The 24,175-nt window shown below is 70.9% G+C and carries 23 protein-coding genes and 1 tRNA gene; 12 read left to right on the top strand and 12 right to left on the bottom strand.

The window, feature by feature from the left end:
• Positions 1–64 precede the first annotated feature (64 nt).
• The gene (locus GRC12_RS17025; RefSeq protein ID WP_208780144.1) at positions 65–682 is read left to right on the top strand and encodes a MerR family transcriptional regulator; all 618 of its coding nucleotides are present in this window, start codon (positions 65–67) and stop codon (positions 680–682) included.
• Positions 683–691: 9 nt separating this feature from the next.
• On the opposite strand, the gene GRC12_RS17020 is transcribed toward GRC12_RS17025, so the two are convergent.
• A complete protein-coding gene (locus GRC12_RS17020; RefSeq protein ID WP_208780137.1) occupies positions 692–1,498 on the bottom strand; it encodes an exodeoxyribonuclease III in 807 nt (268 codons plus the stop codon).
• Positions 1,499–1,566: 68 nt separating this feature from the next.
• On the opposite strand from GRC12_RS17020, the gene GRC12_RS17015 reads away from it, so the two are divergent.
• Positions 1,567–2,049, top strand: coding sequence for a GNAT family N-acetyltransferase (locus GRC12_RS17015; protein ID WP_208780136.1), 483 nt, complete (start codon positions 1,567–1,569; stop codon positions 2,047–2,049).
• A gap of 126 nt (positions 2,050–2,175) precedes the next feature.
• Here GRC12_RS17015 and GRC12_RS17010 read toward each other — a convergent pair.
• From GRC12_RS17010 to galU, 7 genes are all read right to left on the bottom strand, one after another.
• Positions 2,176–2,249 (bottom strand) — tRNA-Ala (locus GRC12_RS17010).
• A 112-nt stretch (positions 2,250–2,361) separates the two neighbouring features.
• Positions 2,362–3,672 carry a divisome protein SepX/GlpR gene (sepX, locus tag GRC12_RS17005; RefSeq protein ID WP_208780135.1) on the bottom strand — a complete coding sequence of 437 codons (1,311 nt, stop codon included), beginning with the start codon at positions 3,670–3,672 and terminating at the stop codon, positions 2,362–2,364.
• A gap of 197 nt (positions 3,673–3,869) precedes the next feature.
• Positions 3,870–4,526, bottom strand: a complete 657-nt coding sequence (locus tag GRC12_RS17000; protein WP_208780134.1) for a GNAT family N-acetyltransferase — start codon at positions 4,524–4,526, stop codon at positions 3,870–3,872.
• 20 nt (positions 4,527–4,546) lie between these two features.
• A complete protein-coding gene (locus GRC12_RS16995) occupies positions 4,547–5,089 on the bottom strand; it encodes a MogA/MoaB family molybdenum cofactor biosynthesis protein (RefSeq protein ID WP_208780133.1) in 543 nt (180 codons plus the stop codon).
• On the bottom strand, positions 5,086–5,598 hold the full coding sequence (gene moaC, locus GRC12_RS16990; RefSeq protein ID WP_133045849.1) for a cyclic pyranopterin monophosphate synthase MoaC: 513 nt from the start codon (positions 5,596–5,598) through the stop codon (positions 5,086–5,088). Before moaC ends, GRC12_RS16995 begins: the two co-directional genes overlap by 4 nt.
• Positions 5,599–5,726: 128 nt before the next feature.
• Positions 5,727–7,049 (bottom strand): molybdotransferase-like divisome protein Glp, encoded by a 1,323-nt coding sequence (gene glp / locus GRC12_RS16985; protein WP_208780132.1) that lies wholly within the window; start codon positions 7,047–7,049, stop codon positions 5,727–5,729.
• 5 nt (positions 7,050–7,054) lie between these two features.
• Entirely contained in the window at positions 7,055–7,957 is a 903-nt protein-coding gene (gene galU, locus GRC12_RS16980; protein ID WP_208780131.1) for a UTP--glucose-1-phosphate uridylyltransferase GalU, read from the bottom strand.
• 133 nt (positions 7,958–8,090) lie between these two features.
• Here galU and GRC12_RS16975 point away from each other — a divergent pair, with 133 nt between their 5' ends.
• Positions 8,091–8,675, top strand: coding sequence for a 5-formyltetrahydrofolate cyclo-ligase (locus GRC12_RS16975; RefSeq protein ID WP_208780130.1), 585 nt, complete (start codon positions 8,091–8,093; stop codon positions 8,673–8,675).
• Positions 8,676–8,824: 149 nt separating this feature from the next.
• Here GRC12_RS16975 and GRC12_RS16970 read toward each other — a convergent pair whose 3' ends face one another.
• Positions 8,825–11,659, bottom strand: coding sequence for a penicillin acylase family protein (locus GRC12_RS16970; protein WP_208780129.1), 2,835 nt, complete (start codon positions 11,657–11,659; stop codon positions 8,825–8,827).
• Positions 11,660–11,904: 245 nt separating this feature from the next.
• Here GRC12_RS16970 and GRC12_RS16965 point away from each other — a divergent pair, with 245 nt between their 5' ends.
• The 6 genes from GRC12_RS16965 to mscL all read left to right on the top strand — a co-directional run bounded on the left by GRC12_RS16965 (position 11,905) and on the right by mscL (position 17,697).
• Entirely contained in the window at positions 11,905–13,434 is a 1,530-nt protein-coding gene (locus tag GRC12_RS16965) for a potassium/proton antiporter (RefSeq protein WP_308286564.1), read from the top strand.
• Positions 13,435–13,757: 323 nt separating this feature from the next.
• Complete coding sequence (locus tag GRC12_RS16960; RefSeq protein WP_208780127.1) at positions 13,758–15,050, top strand: MFS transporter; 1,293 nt, start codon at positions 13,758–13,760, stop codon at positions 15,048–15,050.
• Positions 15,051–15,117: 67 nt separating this feature from the next.
• The gene (locus GRC12_RS16955) at positions 15,118–15,423 is read left to right on the top strand and encodes an FmdB family zinc ribbon protein (RefSeq protein WP_208780126.1); all 306 of its coding nucleotides are present in this window, start codon (positions 15,118–15,120) and stop codon (positions 15,421–15,423) included.
• Between the two features lie 97 nt (positions 15,424–15,520).
• Entirely contained in the window at positions 15,521–16,354 is an 834-nt protein-coding gene (locus GRC12_RS16950; RefSeq protein WP_208780125.1) for an S-methyl-5'-thioadenosine phosphorylase, read from the top strand.
• A gap of 194 nt (positions 16,355–16,548) precedes the next feature.
• Positions 16,549–17,088, top strand: a complete 540-nt coding sequence (locus tag GRC12_RS16945) for a hypothetical protein (RefSeq protein ID WP_208780124.1) — start codon at positions 16,549–16,551, stop codon at positions 17,086–17,088.
• Positions 17,089–17,226: 138 nt separating this feature from the next.
• Positions 17,227–17,697: a large conductance mechanosensitive channel protein MscL gene (gene mscL / locus GRC12_RS16940; protein ID WP_208780123.1), complete on the top strand. Its 471-nt coding sequence runs from the start codon at positions 17,227–17,229 to the stop codon at positions 17,695–17,697.
• Between the two features lie 52 nt (positions 17,698–17,749).
• Here the strand turns inward: mscL and GRC12_RS16935 are convergent, their stop codons facing one another.
• The gene (locus GRC12_RS16935; RefSeq protein ID WP_208780122.1) at positions 17,750–17,926 is read right to left on the bottom strand and encodes a hypothetical protein; all 177 of its coding nucleotides are present in this window, start codon (positions 17,924–17,926) and stop codon (positions 17,750–17,752) included.
• 165 nt (positions 17,927–18,091) lie between these two features.
• Here GRC12_RS16935 and GRC12_RS16930 point away from each other — a divergent pair, with 165 nt between their 5' ends.
• The 3 genes from GRC12_RS16930 (at position 18,092) to GRC12_RS16920 (ending at position 21,406) form a co-directional block, all read left to right on the top strand.
• A complete protein-coding gene (locus tag GRC12_RS16930) occupies positions 18,092–19,348 on the top strand; it encodes a low temperature requirement protein A (RefSeq protein WP_208780121.1) in 1,257 nt (418 codons plus the stop codon).
• Positions 19,349–19,389: 41 nt separating this feature from the next.
• Positions 19,390–20,418, top strand: coding sequence for a P1 family peptidase (locus GRC12_RS16925; RefSeq protein ID WP_208780120.1), 1,029 nt, complete (start codon positions 19,390–19,392; stop codon positions 20,416–20,418).
• Positions 20,419–20,659: 241 nt separating this feature from the next.
• On the top strand, positions 20,660–21,406 hold the full coding sequence (locus GRC12_RS16920) for a DUF6227 family protein (protein WP_208780119.1): 747 nt from the start codon (positions 20,660–20,662) through the stop codon (positions 21,404–21,406).
• A gap of 87 nt (positions 21,407–21,493) precedes the next feature.
• On the opposite strand, the gene GRC12_RS16915 is transcribed toward GRC12_RS16920, so the two are convergent.
• Positions 21,494–21,751, bottom strand: coding sequence for a hypothetical protein (locus GRC12_RS16915; RefSeq protein WP_208780118.1), 258 nt, complete (start codon positions 21,749–21,751; stop codon positions 21,494–21,496).
• Between the two features lie 186 nt (positions 21,752–21,937).
• On the bottom strand, positions 21,938–24,130 hold the full coding sequence (locus tag GRC12_RS16910) for a PTS fructose transporter subunit IIABC (RefSeq protein ID WP_208780117.1): 2,193 nt from the start codon (positions 24,128–24,130) through the stop codon (positions 21,938–21,940).
• Positions 24,131–24,175 lie beyond the last annotated feature (45 nt).

The raw sequence follows: 24,175 nt of genomic DNA, 5'->3' as shown, positions 1-24,175 counted from the left end.
AGTTACCGGCGGTACAACATAGGCTGCGGGCGTGACAGGGGCTGACGGACGACGCGAGTACCGCATGGAGGAGCTGGCGCGGCTGGCCGGCATCACGGTGCGCACGCTGCGCTTCTACCGCGAACGCAAGCTGATCCCGCCGCCCCGCCGCGAGGGCCGTATCGCCTGGTACGACGACCACCACCTGGCCCGGCTGCGCACCATCGCGGCGCTCCTGGAACGCGGCCACACCCTCACCGGCATCGCCGAACTGGCGGAGGCCCTGGACCACGGCCGCGACGTCGCCGACGTCCTCGGCGTCGCCCCCACCGAGGAGGAGCCGGTCCGCCTCACCCCCGAGGAACTCGCCGCCCGCTTCGAGGGCCAGGTCACCCCCGAGAACCTCGCCGCCGCCCTCGACCTCGGCTACCTGGGCACCGACGGCGACGAGATCGTCCACATCAGCCGCCGCCTCCTGGACGTCTCCTCCGCCCTGGTCCGCGAGGGCATCCCCCTCGCCGAGGTCCTGGCAGCGGGCGCCCGCGTCCGCGAACACGTCGACGAACTCGCCGAGATGTTCGCGGCCCTGGTCCTCCGCCACGGCACGGAAGACGACCTCCACCGCCTGCGCCCCCTGGCCCGCAGCGTGGTGGAGGCAGAGCTCTCGCTGGCGCTGGATCGGCGGTTGCGGAAGCGGGAGTGACGGGGTGCCTCACCGGAGGTCGTAGACGACCGTCACTGGCGCGTGGTCCGACCAGCGCTCGTCATGCGTGGCCGCCCGCTCGACGTACCCCTTCACGGCCTTGGCGGCCAGCCCCGGCGTCGAGACGTGGTAGTCGATGCGCCAACCGCTGTCGTTGTCGAAGGCCCGTCCGCGGTAGGACCACCAGGTGTACGGGCCCTCGACGTCCGGATGCAGGGCGCGTACGACGTCCACGTAGCCGCCGTCGGTCTGGTCGAACACCTGGGTGAGCCACTCCCGCTCCTCCGGGAGGAAGCCGGAGTTCTTCTGGTTGCCGCGCCAGTTCTTGAGGTCGGCCGGCTGGTGGGCGATGTTCCAGTCGCCGCAGACGACGACCTCGCGCCCGTCGGCGGCGGCCCGCTCGCGCAGCGCCTTCAGGTGGACGAGGAACTCGGCCATGAAGCGGACCTTCTCGTCCTGCCGCTCGGTGCCGACCTCGCCGGAGGGGAGGTAGAGGGAGGCGACGGTGACCCCGGGCAGGTCGGCCTCGACGTACCGCCCGGTGGTGTCGAACTCGGCCGAGCCGAAGCCGACCCGCACGCGGTCGGGCTCACGGCGGGTGTAGAGGGAGACGCCGGCGCGGCCCTTGGCGGCGGACGGCGCGTGCACGACGTGCCACCCGTCCGGCATGCGCACCTCCTCGGGCAGCTGCTGGGGCTCGGCCCGCACCTCCTGCAGGCACAGCACATCGGCGGAGGTCCCGGCCAGCCACTCGACGAAGCCCTTCTTCGCGGCGGCACGCAGTCCGTTGACGTTGACGGAGGTCACAGTGAACACCCGGGAACCCTACCGGCACACTGGACACCGTCCAGATCCCGTCTAGGCACAGGTGTACGGTCCACAGCATGAACATTCGCCGCGTCCCCTTCGACCACCCGGACGCCGTCAAGCTCAACGACGAGGTCCAGGCCGAGTACCACGTCCGCTACGGCGACGGTGGAGACGCCACCCCGCTCGACCCGTCCGACTTCGCGCCCCCGAACGGCGTCTACCTGATCGCGTACGACGAGTACGACAGCCCGGTCGCGACCGGCGGCTGGCGCGCCCAGGACGCCAACGGCGAGGGCAACCGCGACGGCGACGCCGAGCTCAAGCGCATGTTCGTGGTGGCCTCCGCCCGCGGCCGCGGCCTCGCCCGCCGCATCCTGGCCGCCCTGGAGGAGGACGCGCGGGAGGCGGGACGCGCCCGGATGGTCCTGGAGACCGGCCTGAAGCAGCCGGAGGCCATCGCCCTGTACACGTCCAGCGGCTACGAGCCGTGCGAGAAGTTCGGCTACTACCGCTTCCACGAGAGCAGCCGCTGCTTCGCGAAGGCCCTCAACTCCTGAGATCCGCTGGCACCCGGCCCCCCATACTCACTGACATCCCGTCAGCCAAAACAAAGATCCCGCCCGATCTTCCGATCGGACGGGATCTCATCAACTGCCTCAGGTTTCCCTGGCCAGTTGTTGCGGTGGACCTGAGGGGATTTGAACCCCTGGCCCCCTCGATGCGAACGAGGTGCGCTACCGGACTGCGCCACAGGCCCTTGCAACGAGTGAAACTCTAGCACCCCGATCCGCGTGCTTGGAAATCCGTTCCCGGGCGGGCGGGGACGGCAGCGGCACAGGTGGGACGGGTGGGAGCAGCCACCCCGCCGTCTACTCGTTGGCGGCCTTCGGCCGGCCCCCGTCCTCGTACTGGTCGAACAGCGGCGTACGTCCCCGTTCCCGCGCCCGCCGCGCGGAGGCCGCCCGGCGGGCGTCACTGCGCCCGTCGTCCTCGGCCCTCTCCTCCGCGTCCGCCTCCGGCGCCTCCGCGCCGTCCCGGCGCTCGGCCGCGGCGGCGTCCTGCGTCTCCTGGTCCCGGGCCACGGAACTCGACCGGGCCGAGCTCCAGGCGTCCGGCGCCCCGAGGTCCACGTCCGCGGTCGCCCGCGGAGCGACCGGCGCGGTCACGTACGTCGGCAACGGCACCGGCACCGGATCCCAGCTGTCCCCGTGCCCCGGCCGCCGCTGCCGCTCGCGCTGCTGGTCGACCCATTCGGCGTGGTCGGTCTGCTCGACGAGGGCGCGCCGGTCGGCGGCCAGCGCGGACAGCCCGGGGTCGGCCTCGGGCTCCGGGCTCTCCTCGGGCTCGTCGACCTGTGACTCGACGGTGGGGCGGCGGCGCGGTTGGCGGGCGCGCTCGCGCAGGTGCTGCGCGGCGGCCTCGGCCCGGCGCCGGTCCATCTGGAAGGCGAAGCGACGGCGCTCCTGGGCGCGCAGGTAAGCGATGTACCCGCTGAGCAGTACGGCGGGAACGCCGGGTGCCCACAGGAACGCGAGGCCTCCGACGGCGGCGACGATCGTGCCGAGCGTGAAGGCGAGGAAGAGCATCACGGTGGTGCGCCGACGGCGCGCGAGCACCTTCGTACGCCGGGCGCGGGCCGCGGCGGCTTCCTGCGAGGGCGTGCGCCTCGCCCCTGGCACTCGCTTTCGCGCCGGCGTGGAATTGGATCCGCGTGCCGGGGCGGAGTCGGTTCCGCGCGCCGGGGCGGTGCCTGCTGCGGCCGCCGGCGCTGAGTCGCCCGCTCGGTGGTTCGCGGAGGCCGCGGGCGCGGAACTTGATCCGGGCGCCGGCGCGTCGGACTTGTCGCGCGCCGGTTGCGCACGCCCCGACGCCTGCGCCTGCACGTCCGCGCGCGCCTGCGGGCGCGTCGGAGGCATGGCGAAGGCCCGGACGTCCACCGAGTCGGTGATCGCGTCCGGAGCGTCCGCGCCGGGCTCCCCCTCTTCGGTGGAGCGCGCGCGCAGGTCCCTGGCGTACCGACGCTCCATGCCCGCTCGTCCGGACAGCAACCGGATGGCGGTGCTGAAGCGTTCCGTCGGACGGGCCTCGTTCAGCTCGTCCTGCCTACGGAGCCACATCGGCACCAAGTAGGCGGCCCAGGCCCCGACAATGACTGCGTAGATGAGGCCGCTGCTGCTCACGCCTCACACGGTAGAGGGGTTTGCGTGAGGCCATCTGCCAATTGGGCCGGTGTGTCGCACGATCTGGCTGATATTTCGAACTTTTTTTGTGACCGATGCGATCAGCCGCCCGCCGAGGCCGCGAATTTAATGCCTCGAGACGGTCACCGTGCGATCAATTTCGAACAAGTATTCAATTACCTCGGCACCTGGGGCGACTATGCCGGATTCCCCGGAGTGTTGTGGGCGTTCCGGTGGGTTGTGCGCGGCGCGTCCTGCGAGGCCCGCTGAGAGGTTGCCCTCTTCCAGCGGCTGAGCAACCCGTCCGGGACCTCTTCCGCGGTGAGCGCGAACACGAGATGGTCGCGCCAGGCTCCGTCGATGTGGAGATAACGCGGCCTGAGTCCCTCCTCGCGGAATCCGAGTTTCTCCACGACCCGTCGGCTCGGCCCGTTCTCGGGGCGAATGCAGACCTCGATGCGGTGCAGACCGACGGCCCGGAAACAGTGGTCCACGACAAGCGCCACGGAGGTCGGCATGACGCCGCGGCCGGCCACCGCCTCGTCCACCCAGTAACCGATGTGCCCGGAACACATGGAGCCCCAGGTGATGCCGGCGACCGTCAACTGCCCGACGAGCCGCCCCTGGTACTCGATGACGAACGGCAGCATCCGGCCCGCGTTCGCTTCCGAGCGCAGGTGCCTGACCATCTGACGGTAGGTCGGCCGGTGCGCGATCGGGCCGCTGGGCGTGGGCGGCGGAATGGTCGCCTCCCAGGGGCGCAACCAGTCCCGGTTGCGCCGGTTGACCTCGCGCCACGCCCGCTGGTCGCGCAGTTTTATCGGCCTCAGGACGATGTCTCCGTCCGTCAGCACGACGGGCCAGGATGGGCTGTTCAGCTCGCACCCCCACTGGTGGAGCCGGGTCTGGGGTGGTCGCCGCCGCGGATCTGGTCGACGGCGTGGACCAGCAGGGGTTCCAGGACGGCCAGCCCGTCCCGGACCCCGCCGGTGGAACCCGGCAGGTTGACGATCAGCGTGCCCCCCGCGACCCCGGCCAGGCCCCGGGAGAGCGCGGCGGTCGGCACCTTCTCCCGCCCGAACGCCCTGACGGCCTCCGCGATGCCCGGCACCTCGTAGTCGATCACCTTGCGCGTCGCCTCGGGGGTGCGGTCGGTGGGCGAGATGCCGGTGCCGCCGGTGGTCACGATCACGTCGTAGCCGGCATCGGCGCCCGCGCGCAGGGCGGTCTCCACGGGGTCGCCGTCGGGGACGATCTGCGGGCCGTCGACGGCGAACCCGAAGCCCTTGAGTCCTTCGGCGATCAGCGGTCCGCCCTTGTCCTCGTAGACACCGGCGGCGGCGCGGTTGGAGGCCGTGACGACGAGCGCGCTGTACGGGGCGAGCAGCGCACCGCCGATCCCGGCATCGAGCGTCATGTCCGGCTCCAATGGCCCGACTTGCCGCCCGTCTTCTCCTCCACGCGCACGTCCGTGATGACCGCTCCCTTGTCGACCGCCTTGACCATGTCGATCACGGTGAGCGCGGCGACGGAGACCGCGGTCAGGGCCTCCATCTCGACGCCCGTGCGGTCCGTGGTCTTCACGGTGGCCCGGATCTCCACGGCGTCGTCCGCGACCGACAGATCCAGTTTCACACCGGACACCGACAACGGATGGCACAGCGGAATGAGATCCGGGGTGCGCTTGGCACCCATGATCCCGGCGATGCGCGCGGTGGCCAGGGCGTCTCCCTTGGGCACTCCCTCACCGCGCAGCAGTTCGATCACGCGTGGTGAGACGAGGACCCGGCCGCTCGCGCGGGCGGTGCGCGCGGTCACGTCCTTGCCGGACACGTCGACCATGCGGGCGGCGCCCGCCTCGTCGATATGTGTCAGGCGGTCCTGCACAGACGGTCCGGGGGTCTCCCCCCGGGAAGGCACGGTCATGGTGTGTGACGCTCCCGGTCCGGGCCCCTCACGGTGCGGCGCGTGGGCCTGCTGTGCGCGACACGGTACGCCAAGTCGGCGCGGACGACGGAGCGGGACCGTCCCATGAGCGGCCCCCACGCCGTTGGTCAGCCGAGCAGCACGACCTCGACCTCGCTGCCGGGCTCGACGGACTCCACGTCTTCGGGTACGACGATCAGCGCGTCGGCCTGCGCGAGGGCCGCGACCAGGTGCGATCCGGCGCCGCCGACGGGGCTGACGGAGCCGTCGGCGTACGTGCCCCGCAGGAACTGTCGGCGGCCCTTCGGCGAGGTCAGCGCCTTGCCGGTGGTGAGAGTGGCCCTCGTGCGCGGCCGGTGGACGTCGTCGAGCCCCATCAGGGTGCGGATCGCGGGGCGGACGAACAGCTCGAAGGAGACGTACGACGAGACGGGGTTGCCCGGGAGGGCGAGCAGCGGGACGTGATCGGGGCCGATGGTGCCGAAGCCCTGGGGTTTGCCGGGCTGCATGGCGAGCTTGCGGAACTCGATTCCGCCGCCCGCCTCGTCCTCGTCGGCGACGTACGACAGGGCTTCCTTGACGACGTCGTACGCCCCGACGCTCACGCCACCGGTGGTGACCATGAGGTCGGCGCGCACGAGCTGGTCCTCGATGGTGGCGCGCAGGGTCTCGGCGTCGTCGGCGACGGCGCCCACGCGGTAGGCGATGGCGCCGGCGTCGCGGGCGGCGGCGGTGAGGGCGAAGCTGTTGGAGTCGTAGATCTGGCCGCTGCCCAGTTCCTCGTCGGGCTGGACGAGTTCGCTGCCGGTGGAGACGACGACCACGCGCGGGCGCGGGCGCACGCGGACCGTGCCGCGGCCGATGGCGGCGAGCAGGGCGATCTGCGGCGGCCCGAGGACGGTGCCGGCCTCGAGGGCCCGGTCCCCGGCCCGCACGTCGCTGCCCTTGGCGCGCACATGCGCGCGTGCGTCGGCCGACCGGTACACGTGCACGTGCCCCTCTGCGCCCTCGGGGCCGAGGCTGCGGGCGCGCATCCCGGCGACCGGGCCCTCGCCGAGGCCCCCGTCGGTCCACTCGACGGGGACGACGGTCTCGGCACCGGGCGGCAACGGGGCGCCGGTCATGATGCGGGCGGCCTGGCCGGGCCCCACGTGGAGCAGCTCGGCCTGGCCCGCCGCGACGTCCCCGACGACGTCCAGCACCGCCGGGAACTCCTCGCTCGCGCCCGCGACATCCGCGACGCGTACCGCGTACCCGTCCATGGAGCTGTTGTCGAACGGCGGCAGCGACAGCGGCACCGTGACGTCCTCGACCAGGACGCAGCCCTGGGCGTCGAGGAGCTGCAGCTCGATGGGTTCCAGGGGGCGGACGGTGGTGAGGATGTCCTCCAGGTGCTCGTCCACCGACCACAGGTGGTCCGGGCCGGTGGTGCGGGGCGCGGCGCTGCTCAACGTTGCTACATCTCCTCGGCTACGTAACTGCGAAGCCAGGTCCGGAAGTCCGGGCCCAGGTCTTCACGTTCGCACGCGAGTCTGACAATGGCACGCAGATAGTCACCGCGGTCGCCGGTGTCGTAGCGGCGGCCCGTGAAGACCACGCCGTGCACCGGGCCGCCGACCTTCTCGTCCTGCGCGAGCTGCTGGAGGGCGTCGGTGAGCTGGATCTCCCCGCCGCGGCCCGGCTCGGTCTTGCGCAGTATCTCGAAGATGTGCGGGTCGAGGACGTAGCGGCCGATGACCGCGTAGTTCGACGGGGCGTCGTCCGGGTCGGGCTTCTCGACCATTCCGGTCACCTTGACGACGTCGCCGTCCGCGGTGGTCTCCACGGCCGCGCATCCATAGAGGTGGATCTGCTCCGGCGCGACCTCCATGAGCGCGATGACGCTGCCGCCGTGCTGCTCCTGCACCTCGACCATGCGTGCGAGCAGGGGGTCGCGCGGGTCGATGAGGTCGTCGCCGAGCAGGACGGCGAAGGGTTCGTCGCCCACGTGCGGAGCGGCGCACAGCACGGCGTGACCCAGCCCCTTGGGGTCGCCCTGCCGCACGTAGTGCATGGTGGCCAGGTCACTGGAGGCCTGGACCTTGGCGAGACGGCCGGCGTCGCCCTTCTTCTGAAGGGCCGACTCCAGCTCGTAGTTGCGGTCGAAGTGGTCTTCGAGCGGACGCTTGTTGCGGCCGGTGACCATGAGGACGTCGTCGAGACCGGCGGCCACGGCCTCCTCGACCACGTACTGGATCGCGGGCTTGTCGACGACCGGCAGCATCTCCTTGGGAGTGGCCTTGGTGGCCGGCAGGAACCGGGTGCCGAGGCCGGCTGCGGGAATGACAGCCTTGGTGATCCTGGGGTGGGACTGAGTCATGCCCGCAACCTTATCCGGTGCCTTTGCGAGGAATCCGCAGCTCCGGTTAATTGGCTCTCATATGAGCAGATTGGAAGGGTACGGGGTGCGATCAGTGAGTCACGCCGGACGTGCGGCCGAGTCTGACAAGCGAATGTTGCGGCGAGAGTTCCTCGCGGTGAGAAACAGGTTGACGGCGGATGACGTGCGAGAAGCCGCCGAGGCGCTGGCCGGCCGCGCCCTCGGGCTGCCGGAACTCGCGCGGGCGCGCACGGTGGCGGGGTACGTCTCCGTGGGGAGTGAGCCCGGCACCCTCGCGCTCCTGGACGCGCTGTGCGCGCGGGGCGTGCGGGTCCTGCTCCCGGCGCTTCTGCCGGACAACGACCTGGACTGGGGCGCGTACACCGGCGAGGGCTCCCTGGCGCGTGTCCAACACGGCGGAAAGATGGCCCTCTTCGAGCCGACCGGCGAGCGTCTCGGCCCGGACGCCGTGGCCGGAGCCGACGTGGTGCTGTTGCCGGGGCTGGCGGTCGATGCGCGCGGGATGCGACTGGGGCGCGGCGGGGGGTCGTACGACCGCGTCCTCGCGCGTCTGGAGGGTGCGGGCGCGCATCCGGCGTTGGTGGTGCTGCTCTACGACTCGGAGGTCGTCGAGCGCGTCCCGTCCGAGGCGCACGACCGGCCGGTGCACGCCGTGGTGACACCGTCGGGCGTACGCCGCTTCCACAGCGGCGCGTGAACCGGGGAAGAGCGCACGCCGATCATCACGCGCCCCTTCCCGCTCGCCGACACGCCCCGCACCCGCACCCGCACCCGCACCCAAGCAAAGGGGTCCTCCACGCGTGCGTGGAGGACCCCTTTCCGTGGCTCACGCCCGGAGGCTCGGCCTCATGGCTTCAGCACCAGCGTGTCGCTCGTGTTCTTGTCGACGGCCTTGTCGGAGAAGTTCCAGTCGAGGAGTTCACCGTCGGCCCACTTGCCGGTCTGGTCGGTGTAGTGGGCGCTGAAGGCGTGCCCGGAGGCTCCGGTGAGGTTGATCCACTTCGACTTGTCGAGGTCGTCGAGGTTGACCACCATGCGCATCGACGGGACCCACACCACGCCGTATCCGCCGGCCGCGTTCCAGCCGGTGGCGTTGACGGTCGCCTCGCCGCCGCTGAGCTTCCAGGGGCCGCGGTTGAGGATGTACCGCAGGAAACCGGGGCCGTCGGTGCCGAGGGTCTGGTTCTTCAGGAACAGGCGGTGCAGCCGGCCCCAGCTCCAGGTGTCGATGTCCTTGCCCAGCTTGGCGGTGAGCTCCCAGCGGGCGTCGATCATGGCGCGCTTGAACAGGTCGTCCCGGTTGTTCTGCGCTCCCGGCCGGGTGAGCGACTTGGGCGTGGTCCACCAGTCGCTCTTCGGGTCGTTCATCAGGGTGCGCACGACCTCGAACCAGCGGTCGCCGCCGTCCGGCTGCGCCTGGTCGGCGTCGCGCTGGCCGCACTCGCGGACCTTGTTGGTCGCGTCCGCGGGGCCGGTGGTGTTGACCGGGTCGACCCACAGGCACTGGCCCTTGACGCGCAGTTCCTTGGGCAGCTTGTTGCCGAACGCCAGCTTGAGGATGTTGCGCCAGACGGCGTTGAAGTAGGCGGCCGCGGCCGAGTCGGCGTCCTGGGTGTAGTCCCAGCCTTCAAGCAGCTGCTGCGCCTCGCGGACGTTCTTGTCCTTGATGTCGATCTTCAGCAGTGTGGGCACGAGCAGCTTGGCGATCTCGCTGCTGTTGTCGAGCTGCATCTGGCGCATGTCGTCCGTGGAGACCTTGCCGCCGTCCTTGATCTTCGACTCGATCAGGTCGGTGATGCGCTGACTGCGGGTCCCGTACCCCCAGTCCGTGGTGAGCGTGTAGGGGTACTTGTCCGGGTCGACCACCGCCTGGTTGGCGGTGACGATGTAGCCGCGCTTCGGGTTGTACTCGTAGGGCAGCGCCTTCTCGGGGATGAACCCGGTCCACTTGTAGCTGGAGTCCCAGCCCGGCGCGGGGATCGAGCCGTCGTCCTTCTTCGCGCGCGTGGGGATCTTTCCGGGCAGCGTGTAGCCGATGTTGTCCTTGTCGGCGTAGACCAGGTTCTGCGAGGGCACGTCGAACAGGGCGGCGGCGGAACGGAAGCCGCTCCAGTTCGATGCCTTGTCCATGGCGAAGACGGCGTCCATGGAGGTGCCCGGGTCCAGCGCGGTCCAGCGCAACGCGACGCCGTAGCCGTCGCCGCGGTCGGGGGCGGCGGTGTCGACGGTGGCCTTCCTGCCGACCTTGACGAGCTCGTCGTCCCGGTCGGACAGCAGCGGCATGCCGTCGGCGGTCTGGCGGACGATGATCTTCTTGGAGGCGCCGCCGGCGACCTTGATGGTCTCCGTGCGGGTCTTGAAGGGCTTCACCGTGCCGTCGTAGAGGTAACCGTCGCCGGTGAGCTTCTCCAGGTAGAGGTCGGTGACGTCGACGCCGGAGTTGGTCATGCCCCAGGCGATGTCCTGGTTGTGGCCGATGACCACGCCGGGCATGCCCGCGAAGGTGTAACCGGTGACGTCGTACTGGCACTTGCTGGAGACGGTCCGGCAGTGCAGGCCCATCTGGTACCAGACGGACGGCAGCGAGGCCGACAGGTGCGGGTCGTTGGCGAGCAGGGGGTGGCCGGTGATGGTGTGATCCCCGGAGACGACCCACGAGTTGGATCCGATGCCCTGGCCGTTCACGCCCACGGCGGCGGGAACGTCGTCCAGGACCTTGTAGAGGCCGGAAAGCTGGCTCTGCAGCGCCGAGGACGCCGTCGAGGCGGAAACGCCCGTAGAGCCGCTCGTGGAGGTTCCGCTCGTGGAGGTTCCGCCGGTCGACGTCCCGCTGGTGGAGGTTCCGCCCGTGGACGTTCCGCTGGTGGACGTTCCGCTGGTGGACGAGCTGCCGTTCTGTTCGAACGCCTTGGTGAGGTCGTTGTACTGGCCCTCCTGGACGATCGCCTTGTTGCGGCTGTACGGGTAGTCCGGGTACAGGTCGGCGATCTGCTTGGGGCCGAGGCGGCTGGTCATCAGGGCGCGGTCGATCTCGTCCTGCATGTTGCCGCGCAGGTCCCAGGCCATCGCCTTCAGCCACGAGACCGAGTCGACCGGGGTCCACCTCTCCGGCTTGTAGTCGTTGGTGAAGCCCAGGGCCGCGTACTCGAGGGAGATGTCCTTGCCGTCCTTGCCCTGCAGGTAGGCGTTGACTCCCTTGGCGTAGGCCTGGAGGTACTTCTTCGTGGAGGCCGACAGCTTGGTGTCGTACTCCCGCTGGGCCACCCGGTCCCAGCCCAGGGTGCGCAGGAACTCGTCGTTCTTGACCTGGCCCTTGCCGAACATCTCCGACAGGCGCCCGGCGGTCATGTGACGGCGCACGTCCATCTCGTAGAACCGGTCCTGCGCCTGGACGTAGCCCTGCGCCATGAACAGATCCTCGTCCGAGGAGGCGTAGATCTGCGGGATGCCGTAATTGTCGCGCTTGACGTCGACGGGGCCTGACAGACCGTCGAGTGTTATCGAACCCGTCGTCTGCGGGAAGGAGGCGCGGACGGTACTGATGGACCAGTACGCCCCGTATGCAACGCCCGCAATGAGGGCCAAGACCAGTACCAGCACGATGAGTCGGGCTTTGCGCCCCTTCTTCCTGCCGGACTTGGCGGGCTTGTCACCCGTTGTGGCGGTGATGTTGGGGGGCATCGCTGTCCTTGCTGTCCTAACGCGAGCGGCAGGCGGGCTGTGACTTTGAATGAGCGCTGGAGCAACCATAGGCGCAGGGCCCCGAGCCCCTTGACGCGGTGTCGGGAACGAGCGCGAGCGGGCGTTCGATCTTGCCTCGCGGAGCGTCAAGAAATCGTCAAGAGTTAGGTAAGGTAACGAAGTACTTGGATGCGGAGTCCCACGACCTCGTGTCCCATGTACGTGAGCTCCCGCGCGGGACGCGTGTGAGTCAGGGAAGGGAACGGCCGCTGACTGTCCACCACCTCAACCAGCTTCTGCTCGTCTGCTCGCTCGTCCTGCTCGTCGCCGTGGCAGCGGTCCGGATCTCCTCGCGCAGCGGGCTCCCCAGCCTGCTCGTCTACCTGGCGATAGGGATCCTCATGGGCCAGGACGGCATCGGCGACATCCGCTTCGACAACGCCGAACTCACCCAGGTCATCGGATACGCGGCCCTCGTCGTGATCCTGGCCGAGGGCGGTCTCGGCACGAAGTGGAAGGAGGTCCGGCCGGTGCTGCCCGCCGCCTCCGCGCTTGCGCTGGCCGGAGTCGCGGTGAGCGTCGGGGTCACGGCCACGGCCGCGCACTACCTGGTCGGGCTGGAATGGCGGCAGGCCCTCATCATCGGCGCGGTCGTCTCCTCGACGGACGCGGCGGCGGTCTTCTCGGTGCTGCGCAGGATTCCCCTCCCCGCGCGCGTGACGGGCACGCTGGAGGCCGAGTCCGGCTTCAACGACGCTCCCGTGGTCATCCTGGTGGTGGCGTTCTCCACGGCCGGCCCGGTCGAGCACTGGTACGTGCTGCTGGGCGAGATAGCTCTCGAACTCGCCATCGGTGCGGCCATCGGTCTCGCGGTGGGCTGGCTCGGCTCCTGGGGGCTGCGGCACGTGGCACTGCCCGCCTCCGGCCTCTACCCGATCGCCGTCATGGCGATCGCGGTGACGGCGTACGCCGCGGGCGCGCTGGCCCACGGCAGCGGCTTCCTGGGGGTCTACCTCGCCTCGATGATGATGGGCAACGCGAAGCTGCCGCACTGGCCCGCCACGCGCGGGTTCGCCGACGGGCTCGGCTGGATCGCCCAGATCGGCATGTTCGTCCTGCTCGGCCTGCTGGTCACGCCGCACGACCTCGGGGACGACGTCGTGCCCGCCCTCGTCATCGGCCTGGCGCTGACCATGGTCGCGCGTCCGCTGAGCGTCGTGCTGTGCCTGCTGCCGTTCCGGGTGCCCTGGCAGGAGCAGACGCTGATGTCGTGGGCCGGGCTGCGCGGGGCGGTGCCCATCATCCTGGCGACGATCCCGATGGTGGAGGGCGTGGACTCCAGCCGCCGCATCTTCAACATCGTCTTCGTCCTCGTCGCCGTCTACACACTCGTCCAGGGGCCGACCCTGCCGTGGCTGGCCCGCAAGCTGAACCTCGGCGAGGGCGGCGAGGCGGCGGACCTGGGCATCGAGTCGGCCCCGCTGGAGCGACTGCGCGGACACCTGCTGTCCGTGGCGATCCCCGAGGGCTCGAAGATGCACGGCGTCGAGGTCAACGAGCTGCGTCTGCCGGCCGGAGCCGCCGTCACGCTCGTCGTCCGCGAAGGAAAATCGTTTGTTCCTATGCCGACGACGGTGCTGCGGCGCGGCGACGAACTGCTGGTCGTCGCCACCGATCCGGTGCGGGACGCCGCGGAGCGGCGGCTGCGCGCCGTGGGCCACGGCGGCAAGCTGGCCGGGTGGCTGGGGACCAACGGGGCGGGCGCGGGGCGCTGAACCCGCACTGTCGCGCCGCGGACGGCGCCCGGCCCGTACACACCGGGCCGTTAAGGGCGCGTTTCGTACGGTTCACACCGTTGCCAATCGCAGGTGAACGCGCGCGTGGTGCTCGTTTTCACAGGCCCACAAACCATTGATCCCTGTACGATGAAGGCGCACCCTGATCGAACCAACTCTGCCTGACGCAGAGCTGGCGCGACCGTATGGCGGCCGGCCAGTCCTCCTCAGTGGACACCGGTATCTACCGCAGTTCCGCGCAAGAGGACAGCTCTCGGCGCCCCCGCACGGGCGCGCTACCAGGCGGCAGAAAGGCACGGGCCGTGGCATCCACGGTCACCACCGAGCCGTCCAGGAACTCGGCGGCGCCGGCCCGCCCCGGATACGGACAGCTGCTGCGCACCCGCGGCGCCTGGACGTTCCTGCTTCCCGGCTTCGCGGCGCGCCAGCCGTTCGCGATGCTCACCATCTCCATCGTGCTGCTCGTGCAGCACACCACCGGCTCGTACGGCGCCGCGGGCGCCACCGCGGCCGTCACCGGCGTCTCCATGGCCCTCTTCGCGCCCTACAGCGGCAGGCTCGCCGACCGGTACGGGCAGCGCGCCGTCCTCATTCCCGGGGTGCTGCTGCACTCGCTCGCGGGGCTCACGCTGACGGCGCTCGCGCTCGCCCACGCGCCCCTGTGGGCACTGTTCGCGGCGGCCGTTCCGACAGGTGCCTCGGTGCCGCAGATCGGCCCGATGGTGCGCGCCCGCTGGGGCGTGAAACTGCAGGACACGCCCCTGATGACCACTGCGGCCGCCTTCGAGTCCGTCACCGACGAGCTGACCTTCGTGTTCGGTCCGCTGCTGGCCACCGCCCTGTGCACCACCGTGACTCCGGCCGCGGGCCTGGTGACGGAGGCAGGGCTCACCCTGTTCGGCGGCCTGCTGTTCGCGGCGCAGAAGGGCACGCAGCCGGTGATCACCCTCGCCGCGCACGCGCGCGTGGAGCACGCGTCCGCTCTGCGGGTGCCCGGAGTGCGCGTCCTGGTGGTGGCGTTCCTGGGCATCGGCTCCGTCTTCGGCGGCATGCAGGTGTCGCTGGCCGCGTTCAGCGAGTCGATCGGGGAGCCCGGACTGAACGGCGTGCTGTACGGCGTCTTCGCCGCGGGCAACATGCTCTCCGGCATCGTCTGCGGCGCCGTCGCGTGGAGGACCGCGCCGCAACGCCGCCTCGTCGTGGGCTACGGCGCGCTCGCTCTGGTGGCCTCCGGCCTGTGGGCCGCGCACTCGCTGTTCGTCCTGGCCGGCCTCGGCCTGCTCGTCGGCATGTGCATCGCGCCCGCGCTGATCACCGGTTACACGCTGGTCGACGGACTGGTTCCGGCCGGCGCTCGTACCGAGGCGTTCACCTGGCTCACCGGTGCGGTGGCGCTCGGCCAGGCGGCCGCCGTCACGGTCGCCGGACAGCTCGAGGACCGCTTCTGGGACGGCGCGGGGTTCCTGGTGCCGATGGCCGGTACAGTGCTCGCCCTGGCGACCCTCCTGGCGCTGCGCTCCAGGCTCGTGGCACACCCCCGCGGCCGGACCGTCGCGCGTGGCGTCGGTCACCGCGTGCCGGTCACGGTGGACTGATCCTCAGGAATACGTCACTATGGACCCTCGTTAGCACTCATTGAGTGAGAGTGCCAGGAGGAAGACAGTGCCCACCTACCAGTACCAGTGCACCGAGTGCGGCGAGGGCCTCGAGGCGGTGCAGAAGTTCACCGACGACGCTCTGACCGAGTGCCCCAACTGCGGTGGCCGCCTGAAGAAGGTGTTCTCCGCGGTCGGCATTGTCTTCAAGGGCTCGGGCTTCTACCGCAACGACAGCCGCGGCTCCTCGTCGAGCAGCTCGCCGTCGTCGTCCAAGCCGGCGACCTCGACCACGTCGTCCTCGGACTCGAAGTCCTCGGACTCGAAGTCCTCGGGCACGGGCACCTCCTCCAGCAGCAGCTCCGCCGCCTAGGCACCGCTTCCGGGACCCTGCCGTCGTACGACGGCGGGGTTCTCGGCGTTCGCGGCCGGTTCTCCGTGCGTCGCCGGGGACGGATACTGTGCTGGCCATGGCGAACGCAGAGATCGGTGTAATCGGCGGCTCGGGCTTCTACTCGTTCCTCGACGACGTGACCGAGGTCCAGGTGGACACCCCGTACGGCCCTCCCAGCGACTCCCTCTTCCTCGGCGAGGTCGCCGGACGGCGCGTCGTCTTCCTGCCCCGGCACGGACGCGGCCACCATCTGCCGCCTCACCGGATCAACTACCGGGCCAACCTGTGGGCCCTGCGCTCCGTGGGCGTGCGGCAGGTCCTCGGGCCCTGCGCGGTGGGCGGTCTGCGCCCCGAGTACGGGCCCGGCACGCTGCTGGTGCCGGACCAGTTGGTCGACCGGACGAAGTCCCGGGTGGTGACGTACTTCGACGGGCAGCCGCTGCCTGGCGGCTCCGTCCCCAACGTGGTGCACGTGTCCCTGGCGGACCCGTACTGCCCGGTGGGGCGGGCGGCTGCGCTGAAGGCCGCACGTGGCCGGGACTGGGAGCCCGTGGACGGCGGCACGCTGGTCGTGGTCGAGGGACCGCGCTTCTCGACCCGTGCGGAATCGTTGTGGCACCAGGCACAGGGCTGGTCCGTCGTGGGCATGACCGGTCACCCCGAGGCTGCGCTCGCCCGTGAACTGGAGCTGTGCTACACGTCGATGACCCTGGTGACCGATCTCGACGCGGGCGCCGAGACCGGCGAGGGCGTCTCGCACGACGAGGTGCTGCGGGTCTTCGCGGCGAACGTGGACCGGCTGCGGGGTGTTCTCTTCGACGCCGTGGCGGCCCTGCCGGCCAACGAGGACCGGGACTGCCTGTGCACGACGGCGCTCGGCGGGATGGATCCGGGGTTCGAGCTGCCGTGACGCGGTGACGGACAGGGGGTCGGGTACGCCATGTGATTCATGGAGCCGCGAGGACTGATTCCGGTACGGAACTCCCCGTTCGAGGGACGGAGTTTTCCACAACTCGTCGGTAGTCCACGGGCCCCGGCGGAGATCGGCTCGAAGCCTCATCGTGGGCCTGCAAGCCGATTCTCCGACGCAGGTGGTGATGCTCCATGTCCCTTCCGACCCCGCCCCTCTCCCCCTCTTCTCAACGCCCGCCGGGCGCCGACGCTCCCGCCACATGTGAGGTTCCGCATTTCGCTCCCGTGCGGGTGCGCGGCGGGCGCCATCAACTGCAGCGGCTCGTGCGGAGCCGCAGGCGGGCCCTGGCAGCCGGTCTCGCCGTCACTGCTGCCGCACTGGTGGCCGCGGGACCGCGAAGCGGCGACGGCGCACGCGGGCATCCGGTGGCGGATCCCGTGCCGAAGCGCCCTGCCGTCGAGATGGTGGTCGCGCCGGTCCGCATCGCGGACGCGGCCACGGTCCGGCTGCTGCGGCCCGGCGACCGGGTGGACGTCATCGCCGCCCAGGAGACGGCCACGGGTGGCGACGCACGCGTGGTCGCGCGCGGGGCGCGGGTGACGAAGGTGCCGGAACCCTTGGAGAGCGCGACCGACAGCGGAGCGCTGGTCGTGCTCTCCGTTCCCCGTACGACCGCGGCACGCCTCGCCGGTGCGAGCGCCACGGCACGGCTGGCGGTGACACTGTGCTGAGCGTCCTCGCCCGTTTCATGCGGGACTTTCTGTCAAGCCCTTCGATCGAGCGACCCCGTTGGACAGAACGGCCCAGCGTTGACGTAGGTTGCGGAGCTGTTTGTTCCACAACCTGTGCGTGCGAGGAGAGGCCCCGCGGTGAGCGAGAAGAAGGACACGACCGTCTGGCAGGGCTTCAAGGCCTTCCTGATGCGCGGGAACGTGGTCGATTTGGCGGTGGCGGTCGTCATCGGCGCCGCGTTCACCAACATCGTCAACTCGGTGGTGAAGGGGATCATCAACCCCGTTGTGGGTGCGTTCGGGACCAAGAACCTGGACAGCTACACGTCCTGCCTCAAGGGCCCCTGCACCGGAACGGGCGACAGCGCGACGGGAGTCCGGATCCTGTGGGGCTCCGTTCTCGGCGCGACCCTCACCTTCGTGATCACCGCGGCGGTCGTCTACTTCCTGATGGTGCTGCCGATGTCGAAGTACCTGGCGCGGCAGGAGGCCCGGAAGAAGGCCAGGGAGGGCACGCACGAGGTGATCGAAGTGACCGAGCTGGAGGTCCTCAAGGAGATCCGCGACGCCCTGGTCGCCCAGCGCGGCTCCGGCTACGGCGGGCGGTAACGACGGCGGCCCTCCTGACCCGGCGGGTCTGGCGGGCGGCGGCCGACGCGGCTCAGAGGTGGTGGGGAGGCTTCTCGTCGAGGAAGCGCCTGAGGTCGGCCGCCGCGTCGGCGTCGGTGCCCGGCCGCTCGCCCCAGCCGCGGTCCGTGTCGTCCGAGGACTGCTGGTCCAGCGGATCGTCGAAGATCAGCGGGGGCTTCGGGGAGCGCGGCTCGGGGGCAGAGGTCATGTCTCCAGGGTACGGCCCTGAAAGCGGGAGCCATCCCGGCGCGAAGATGCTCCGAGCGAGGACAGTGTGCTCGATGGTGGGGCAGGGCGGACGTGGACCTCGTTGCCGAGGTCGGCCGGGCGCAGGGCGAAGTCGAGCGTGGGAGGATCTGGTGTGCTGGAACGCATGACATCCAGTTCGACTCCGCCTTCGGGCTCCTCCGACGCGTCCGCGAGTCACGGACCGCTGCGTCGGCTCACCGCCCGGGGCCGTGACGAGGCGCACCGCGTCGCCTCGCCCCTTGAGCTCTTCTTCGACCTCTGTTTCGTGGTGGCCGTCGCGCAGGCGGGCGTCGGCCTGGTGCACGCCGTCGCCGCAGGACATACGGGCAGTGGGATCGCGAGTTACGCGATGCAGTTCTTCGCGATCTGGTGGGCCTGGATGAACTTCACCTGGTTCGCCTCGGCCTACGACAACGACGACGTCCTGTACCGAGTCGTCACGCTGGTGCAGATCGCCGGTGTACTGGTGCTGGCCGCCGGAATCTCGCGGGCCTTTGAGGACCACGACTACCTGGTGGTCTGGCTCGGCTACGTGATCATGCGGCTGGCGATGGCGGCGCACTGGCTGAGAGCGGCGAGATCCGCGGAGGGAGCCGAGAGAACCACGGCGCTGCGGTACGCCGGTGGCGTGCTGCTGTGCATGGTCGGCTGGCTCGGTCTGGTCGTTCTGCCGGAGCATGCCCGCCCGTGGGTCTTCCTGGTGATGGCGATCGTCGAGATGTGTGTCCCGCTCTACGCGGAGAAGGACTTCGCCACGTCCTGGCATCCGCACCACATCTCCGAGCGGTACGGGCTGTTCACGATCATCGTGATCGGCGAGACGATCGCCGCGGCCACGGTCGCCGTGCAGTCGGGGGTGGACGAGCACGACGCGCTGGGCGAACTGCTGCCGATCGCGGCGGGTGGGCTGCTCATCGTCTTCGCGGCCTGGTGGATCTACTTCGTCGTGCCGATCCACGGACGTCTTCGTACCAGCGGCCAGGCGTTCCTGTGGGGTTACGGCCACTACCTGATCTTCGGCTCGGCCGCCGCCATCGGTGCAGGGCTGGAGGTGGCGGTCGAGCAGGCCGTCGGCAGGGCGCACATCTCCACACTGGCGGCGTCGGCCGCGGTCACTCTGCCCACGGCGCTGTACCTGGTGTGCGTGTGGGCGCTGCACTCGCGCTACTTCAAGGTGGGCATCACCCAGCAGCTGGTGCTGCCGGTCACGGCACTGCTGGTGATCGTCTGCACGTTCCTCGGCAGCTGGGCGGTGTTGGCGGCGGGCATCGTGGCGGCGCTCGCGGTGGCGACGGGTGTGGCGTTGACGGCGCGCATGGTCGCCCGGGAGCGCGGGGCGAGCGGAACGAGCGGGGAGCAGGCGACCAGTCCCGTCGCCTGACGCACACGCGCTGTGGCGGTGGCGCGGGCGAGACTGGCTCCATGACAGTCGACGCTTTGACCGACGTCGCCGGGCTGCGGGTGGGGCACGCGACACGCACCGGCGGCGGTTGGCTCACCGGCACCACGGTCGTCCTCGCCCCGGAAGGCGGCGCTGTCGCCGCCGTGGACGTCCGGGGCGGCGGCCCGGGCACCAAGGAAACCGACGCCCTCGACCCGCGCAACCTCGTGCAGAAGGTCGAGGCGATCGTGCTCACCGGCGGCAGCGCCTACGGGCTGGACGCGGCGTCCGGGGTGATGGCGTGGCTGGAGGAGCAGCGGCGCGGCGTGCGGGTCGGGGAGGACCCCTCTCATGTCGTACCGGTGGTGCCCGCCGCCTGCGTCTTCGACCTGGGGCGGGGCGGTGACTTCCGGGCCAGGCCCGACGCCGCCACCGGGCGGGCCGCGGTCGAGGACGCGGCGGCGACCGCGGTCGGCGCGAGCGTGCGGGAAGGGTGCGTCGGAGCCGGCACGGGAGCCGCCGCCGGGCCGATGAAGGGCGGGGTGGGCAGCGCGAGCACCCTGCTGGACTCCGGGATCACGGTGGGTGCGCTGGTGGTGGTCAACGCGGTGGGGTCGGTGATGGATCCGGAAACGGGCGTGCTGTACGGGGAGTTGTTCTCGGGGCGCGTGAACCATCCGGAGGCGCACGTCCACGAGGCCGCGCGCCGACGCCTGGCCGAGGCCGCGGCGAAGAACGGGCGCCCTCCGCTGAACACCACACTCGCCGTGGTCGCCACCGACGCGGACCTGTCGAAAGCGCAGGCGCAGAAGCTGGCCGGTACGGCACACGACGGCATCGCACGCGCCGTACGGCCGGTGCACATGCTGAACGACGGCGACACGGTCTTCGCCCTGGCCACGGGGGCGCACCGACTCGACGCCGGGAACCCCCTCGCGCTGAACGCGCTCCTCGAGTCCGGTGCGGACCTGGTGACGCGCGCGATCGTACGCGCCGTGCGCGCCGCCCGGTCGGTGGACGGGCCGGGCGGAGTATGGCCTGCCTACGAGGAGTTGTACGGCGGCGAGTGAGCGGCGGGGACGGGCGCACGAGACGTACCGACAGAGCGCCGGCTGATCGCGAGCGCCCCCGTGATCACCGCAAACGGCCTCTGAGCGGCGGATTTTGACGGATCATCGGGCCAAGCGGGAACTTCTCGCCCGGCCCGCGCGTTTTCCCGGCGTACGTTTTCTCGGTTCCCGGACATGATGTCCGGCCGAGGGGCTACGGTATGCACCCACAAGGTGACATGCAGCAACGCCGGGAGAAACCTTGAGCGTTCCGTACGAGACCACTGCGTACGAACCACCCGAGTCGCCCGAGTCTCCGGAGGAGCACCTCGAGCGGCTCCTCGGTCGTGCCCTGAACTCCTTCGAGTTGCCGGACGACACCATACGGCGACTCGACTGCGCGCTGGCGTATGACACTTCGCTGCATTCGGCGCACCACAGTTCGGGGCTGCACAGGGAGACGTACCGGCACACCTGGCTGCTCGCCGACGGGTCGGCGCTCACCCTGTGGGAGCTCGTGCACAACACCGCGCCGGGCAGCGTCACGCAGCACGAGGTGTATGTGGACGAGGAGGAGGTCCGCACCGCCACCGCCCGCCTGCCGCTGCCCCCGGACGCGCCGGACTTCGAGCTGCCGGTGACCGTGCATCTGTCGCCGGTCCCCGCGCCCCGGCACGCGTACCTGCCGGACGACTCGGCGGACCACGCGCGCCGGCTGCTGCGCCGCGCGGAGAACGCGGACCGGCCAGGTGCGGAGACGGCGGCGTTACTGGCCACGGCGTTCGCGCACCAGATCACGCAGGCCTTCGGACGCCCGTGTCGGGCGGGCCGTGCCGGGCTGTGCTTCTCGCTCTACGAGCACGCGTTCCTGCTGCGTGACGGCGCGGAGGTCTCCCTCTGGGAGGTCGAGCACACGGCGACGCCGGACGGGCGGCACATGTGCGAGGTGTACGTCACCGAGGACGCGGCGCGGGACGCCATGGAGCGCCGCGCGTCGCGGGTTTCCTGAGGCTTCCTGAGCCCCCGCGCCGACGGCGCGTGAAGCGGGGCGCACGGTCCCGGCGCACGCCTCAGCGCCAGGCCGGTGTCTCGCGCCTCAGTGGCCGTCGTTGAGCCGGCGTACGAGAACGGCGAACGCGTCTCGCTCCGCGGGGGTCAGTTCGACGGCCTCCAGGTGGGGACCGCCCTGACGCTGGGGCGGGAGGCCGCGCAGGGTGTCGTCCGCGCCCCACAGGGCTGCTCCGGAGCGGTAGCGGCGCAGGAGGCGGACCAGGCCGAAGCTCCAGACGACGGTGGCGAGGGCCAGCAGCGCCACGCCCAGCGACTGGAGTATCGAGACGTGCTCATCGGGCATGAGCCCAGTAGACACCACGGTCCGGGATTTTAGGCCTGGACCGTGACGTATCTCGCAGGTCGTACAGGTGCCGCACTTGCCACTTAGACGCCGCGACCAACTCACAGTGCGCCAAAGGGACATGGGTCGGCCGTGGCCCCTCCTGGGGGACCACGGCCGACCGCCACACGGAGTGCGGGGCGCTGGTTACGCCGCCACCGGCTGCTTCGTATCGGCCGTCGCCGCGGCCGGGTCGGCGGCGGTGCCGGGGCTCACGGCGCCGGGCGCCGGCTTGCGCATCCCCTTCAGGACCACGACCAGGGCGGTCGTGAGACACACGCCGACCGCGATGGCGATCAGGTAGAGGAAGGGGTTGCCGATCAGCGGGACCACGAAGATGCCGCCGTGCGGGGCGCGCAGGGTGGCGCTGAACGCCATCGACAGGGCGCCGGTGATCGCGCCGCCCACCATGGAGGAGGGGATGACGCGCAGCGGGTCGGCCGCGGCGAACGGGATCGCGCCCTCGGAGATGAAGGAGGCGCCGAGGACCCAGGCGGCCTTGCCGTTCTCGCGCTCGGTCTCGGTGAAGAGCTTGCCGCGGACCGTCGTGGCCAGGGCCATCGCGAGCGGCGGGACCATGCCGGCGGCCATGACCGCGGCCATGATCTTCATGGCCGAGTCGCTCGGGCTGGAGACCGCGATGCCGGCGGTGGCGAAGGTGTACGCGACCTTGTTGACGGGTCCGCCGAGGTCGAAGCACATCATCAGGCCGAGCAGGGCGCCGAGCAGGATGGCGTTGGAGCCGGAGAGGCTGTTCAGCCAGTCGGTCATGCCCTTCTGGGCGGAGGCGATGGGCTTGCCCACGACGACGAACATCAGGAACCCGACGATCGCCGAGGAGATCAGCGGGATCACCACGACCGGCATGATGCCGCGCAGCACCGCGGGGATGTTGATCCGCTGGATCGCCATCACCACACCGCCTGCGAGCAGACCGGCGACCAGGCCGCCGAGGAAGCCCGCGTTGATCGTGGACGCGATCATGCCGCCCACGAACCCGGGGACGAGACCCGGCCGGTCCGCCATGCCGTACGCGATGTAGCCGGCCAGGACCGGGACGAGGAAGCCGAAGGCGACACCGCCGATCTGGAAGAGGAGGGCCGCCCAGCTGTCCGTCTGGGTCCACACGAAGTGGTCCATCACCGACGGTGCCGTCTTGATCTCGTATCCGCCGATCGCGAACCCGAGGGCGATCAGCAGACCGCCCGCCGCGACGAACGGGACCATGTAACTCACGCCGGACATCAGCCACTTGCGCAGCTTGGTGCCGTACCCCTCGCCGGCGTCGCCGGCGCGCTCGACCGGCGTGCCCCTGCCCGCGGGGGCGCCCGCGGTCACCTCACCGCGCGCCGCCTTCCCGCGCACCTCGGAGATCAGCTCTCCGGGGCGGTTGATGCCGGCCTTCACGCCGACGTCGACGGTCGGCTTCCCGGCGAAGCGCTCCTTCTCGCGTACGGGCACGTCGTGGGCGAAGATCACGCCGTCCGCGGCGGCGATGACCGCCGGGTCGAGCCGGGTGAAGCCCGCCGAGCCCTGCGTCTCGACGACGACCTCGACGCCCGACTCGCGTCCCGCGTTCTCCAGCGACTCGGCCGCCATGTAGGTGTGGGCGATGCCGGTCGGGCAGGAGGTGACCGCGACGATGCGGAAGGGGCGCTCGTCGGCGGAGGGGGCGCCCGGCGCCGGGGCGGAGGCGTCCTCGACGCTCGCGCCCGGCGCCGGGGCCGTGCTGTCCGTGGCGGCGTCGGCGGAGGCCGCCACCGACGACGCCACGGAGTCTGTGGAGGCGCCCTGAGCGGCGCTCGCGGCGCCCTTCGCACCCTCCGCCGCGCTGCCCGCGCCCGCGGATCCGTCCTCGTCCGCGCCCGCGCCGCTCACGCCCTCGGCGTCCGCCGCCGGCGCGTCCCCGCGGATCAGCGCCGCCGCGGCCGCCGCGTCCCCCACCGACCGCAGCGCGCCGGTGAACTCGGGGTTCATCAACTGCCGGGCCAGCGACGACAGGATCGTCAGGTGGGCGTCGTCGGCACCGGCCGGCGCGGCGATCAGGAAGATCAGGTCGGCGGGGCCGTCCGGCGCGCCGAAGTCGACGCCCGCGGCGCTGCGGCCGAAGGCGAGCGTCGGCTCGGTGACGTGCTCGCTGCGGCAGTGCGGGATGCCGATGCCGCCGTCGAGGCCGGTCGGCATCTGTGCCTCGCGGGCGGCCACGTCGGCGAGGAAGCCGTCCAGGTCGGTCACCCGGCCCAGGGCCACCATGCGCTCCGCGAGGGCACGCGCCGCCGCTTCCTTGGTGTCGGCGGACAGGTCGAGATCGACCAGGTCCGCGGTGATCATGTCGCTCATCGCGGGCTCCTTAGCACGCGTATCGCCCGGGGAGTGGGGTGGGCG

Origin of the sequence: Streptomyces griseorubiginosus (assembly GCF_017614965.1) — a bacterium.
Classification (GTDB): Bacteria; Actinomycetota; Actinomycetes; order Streptomycetales; family Streptomycetaceae; genus Streptomyces; species Streptomyces griseorubiginosus_B.
Note: the sequence above shows the minus strand (reverse complement) of the source record. Positions and strands in the feature narration are given on the sequence as shown.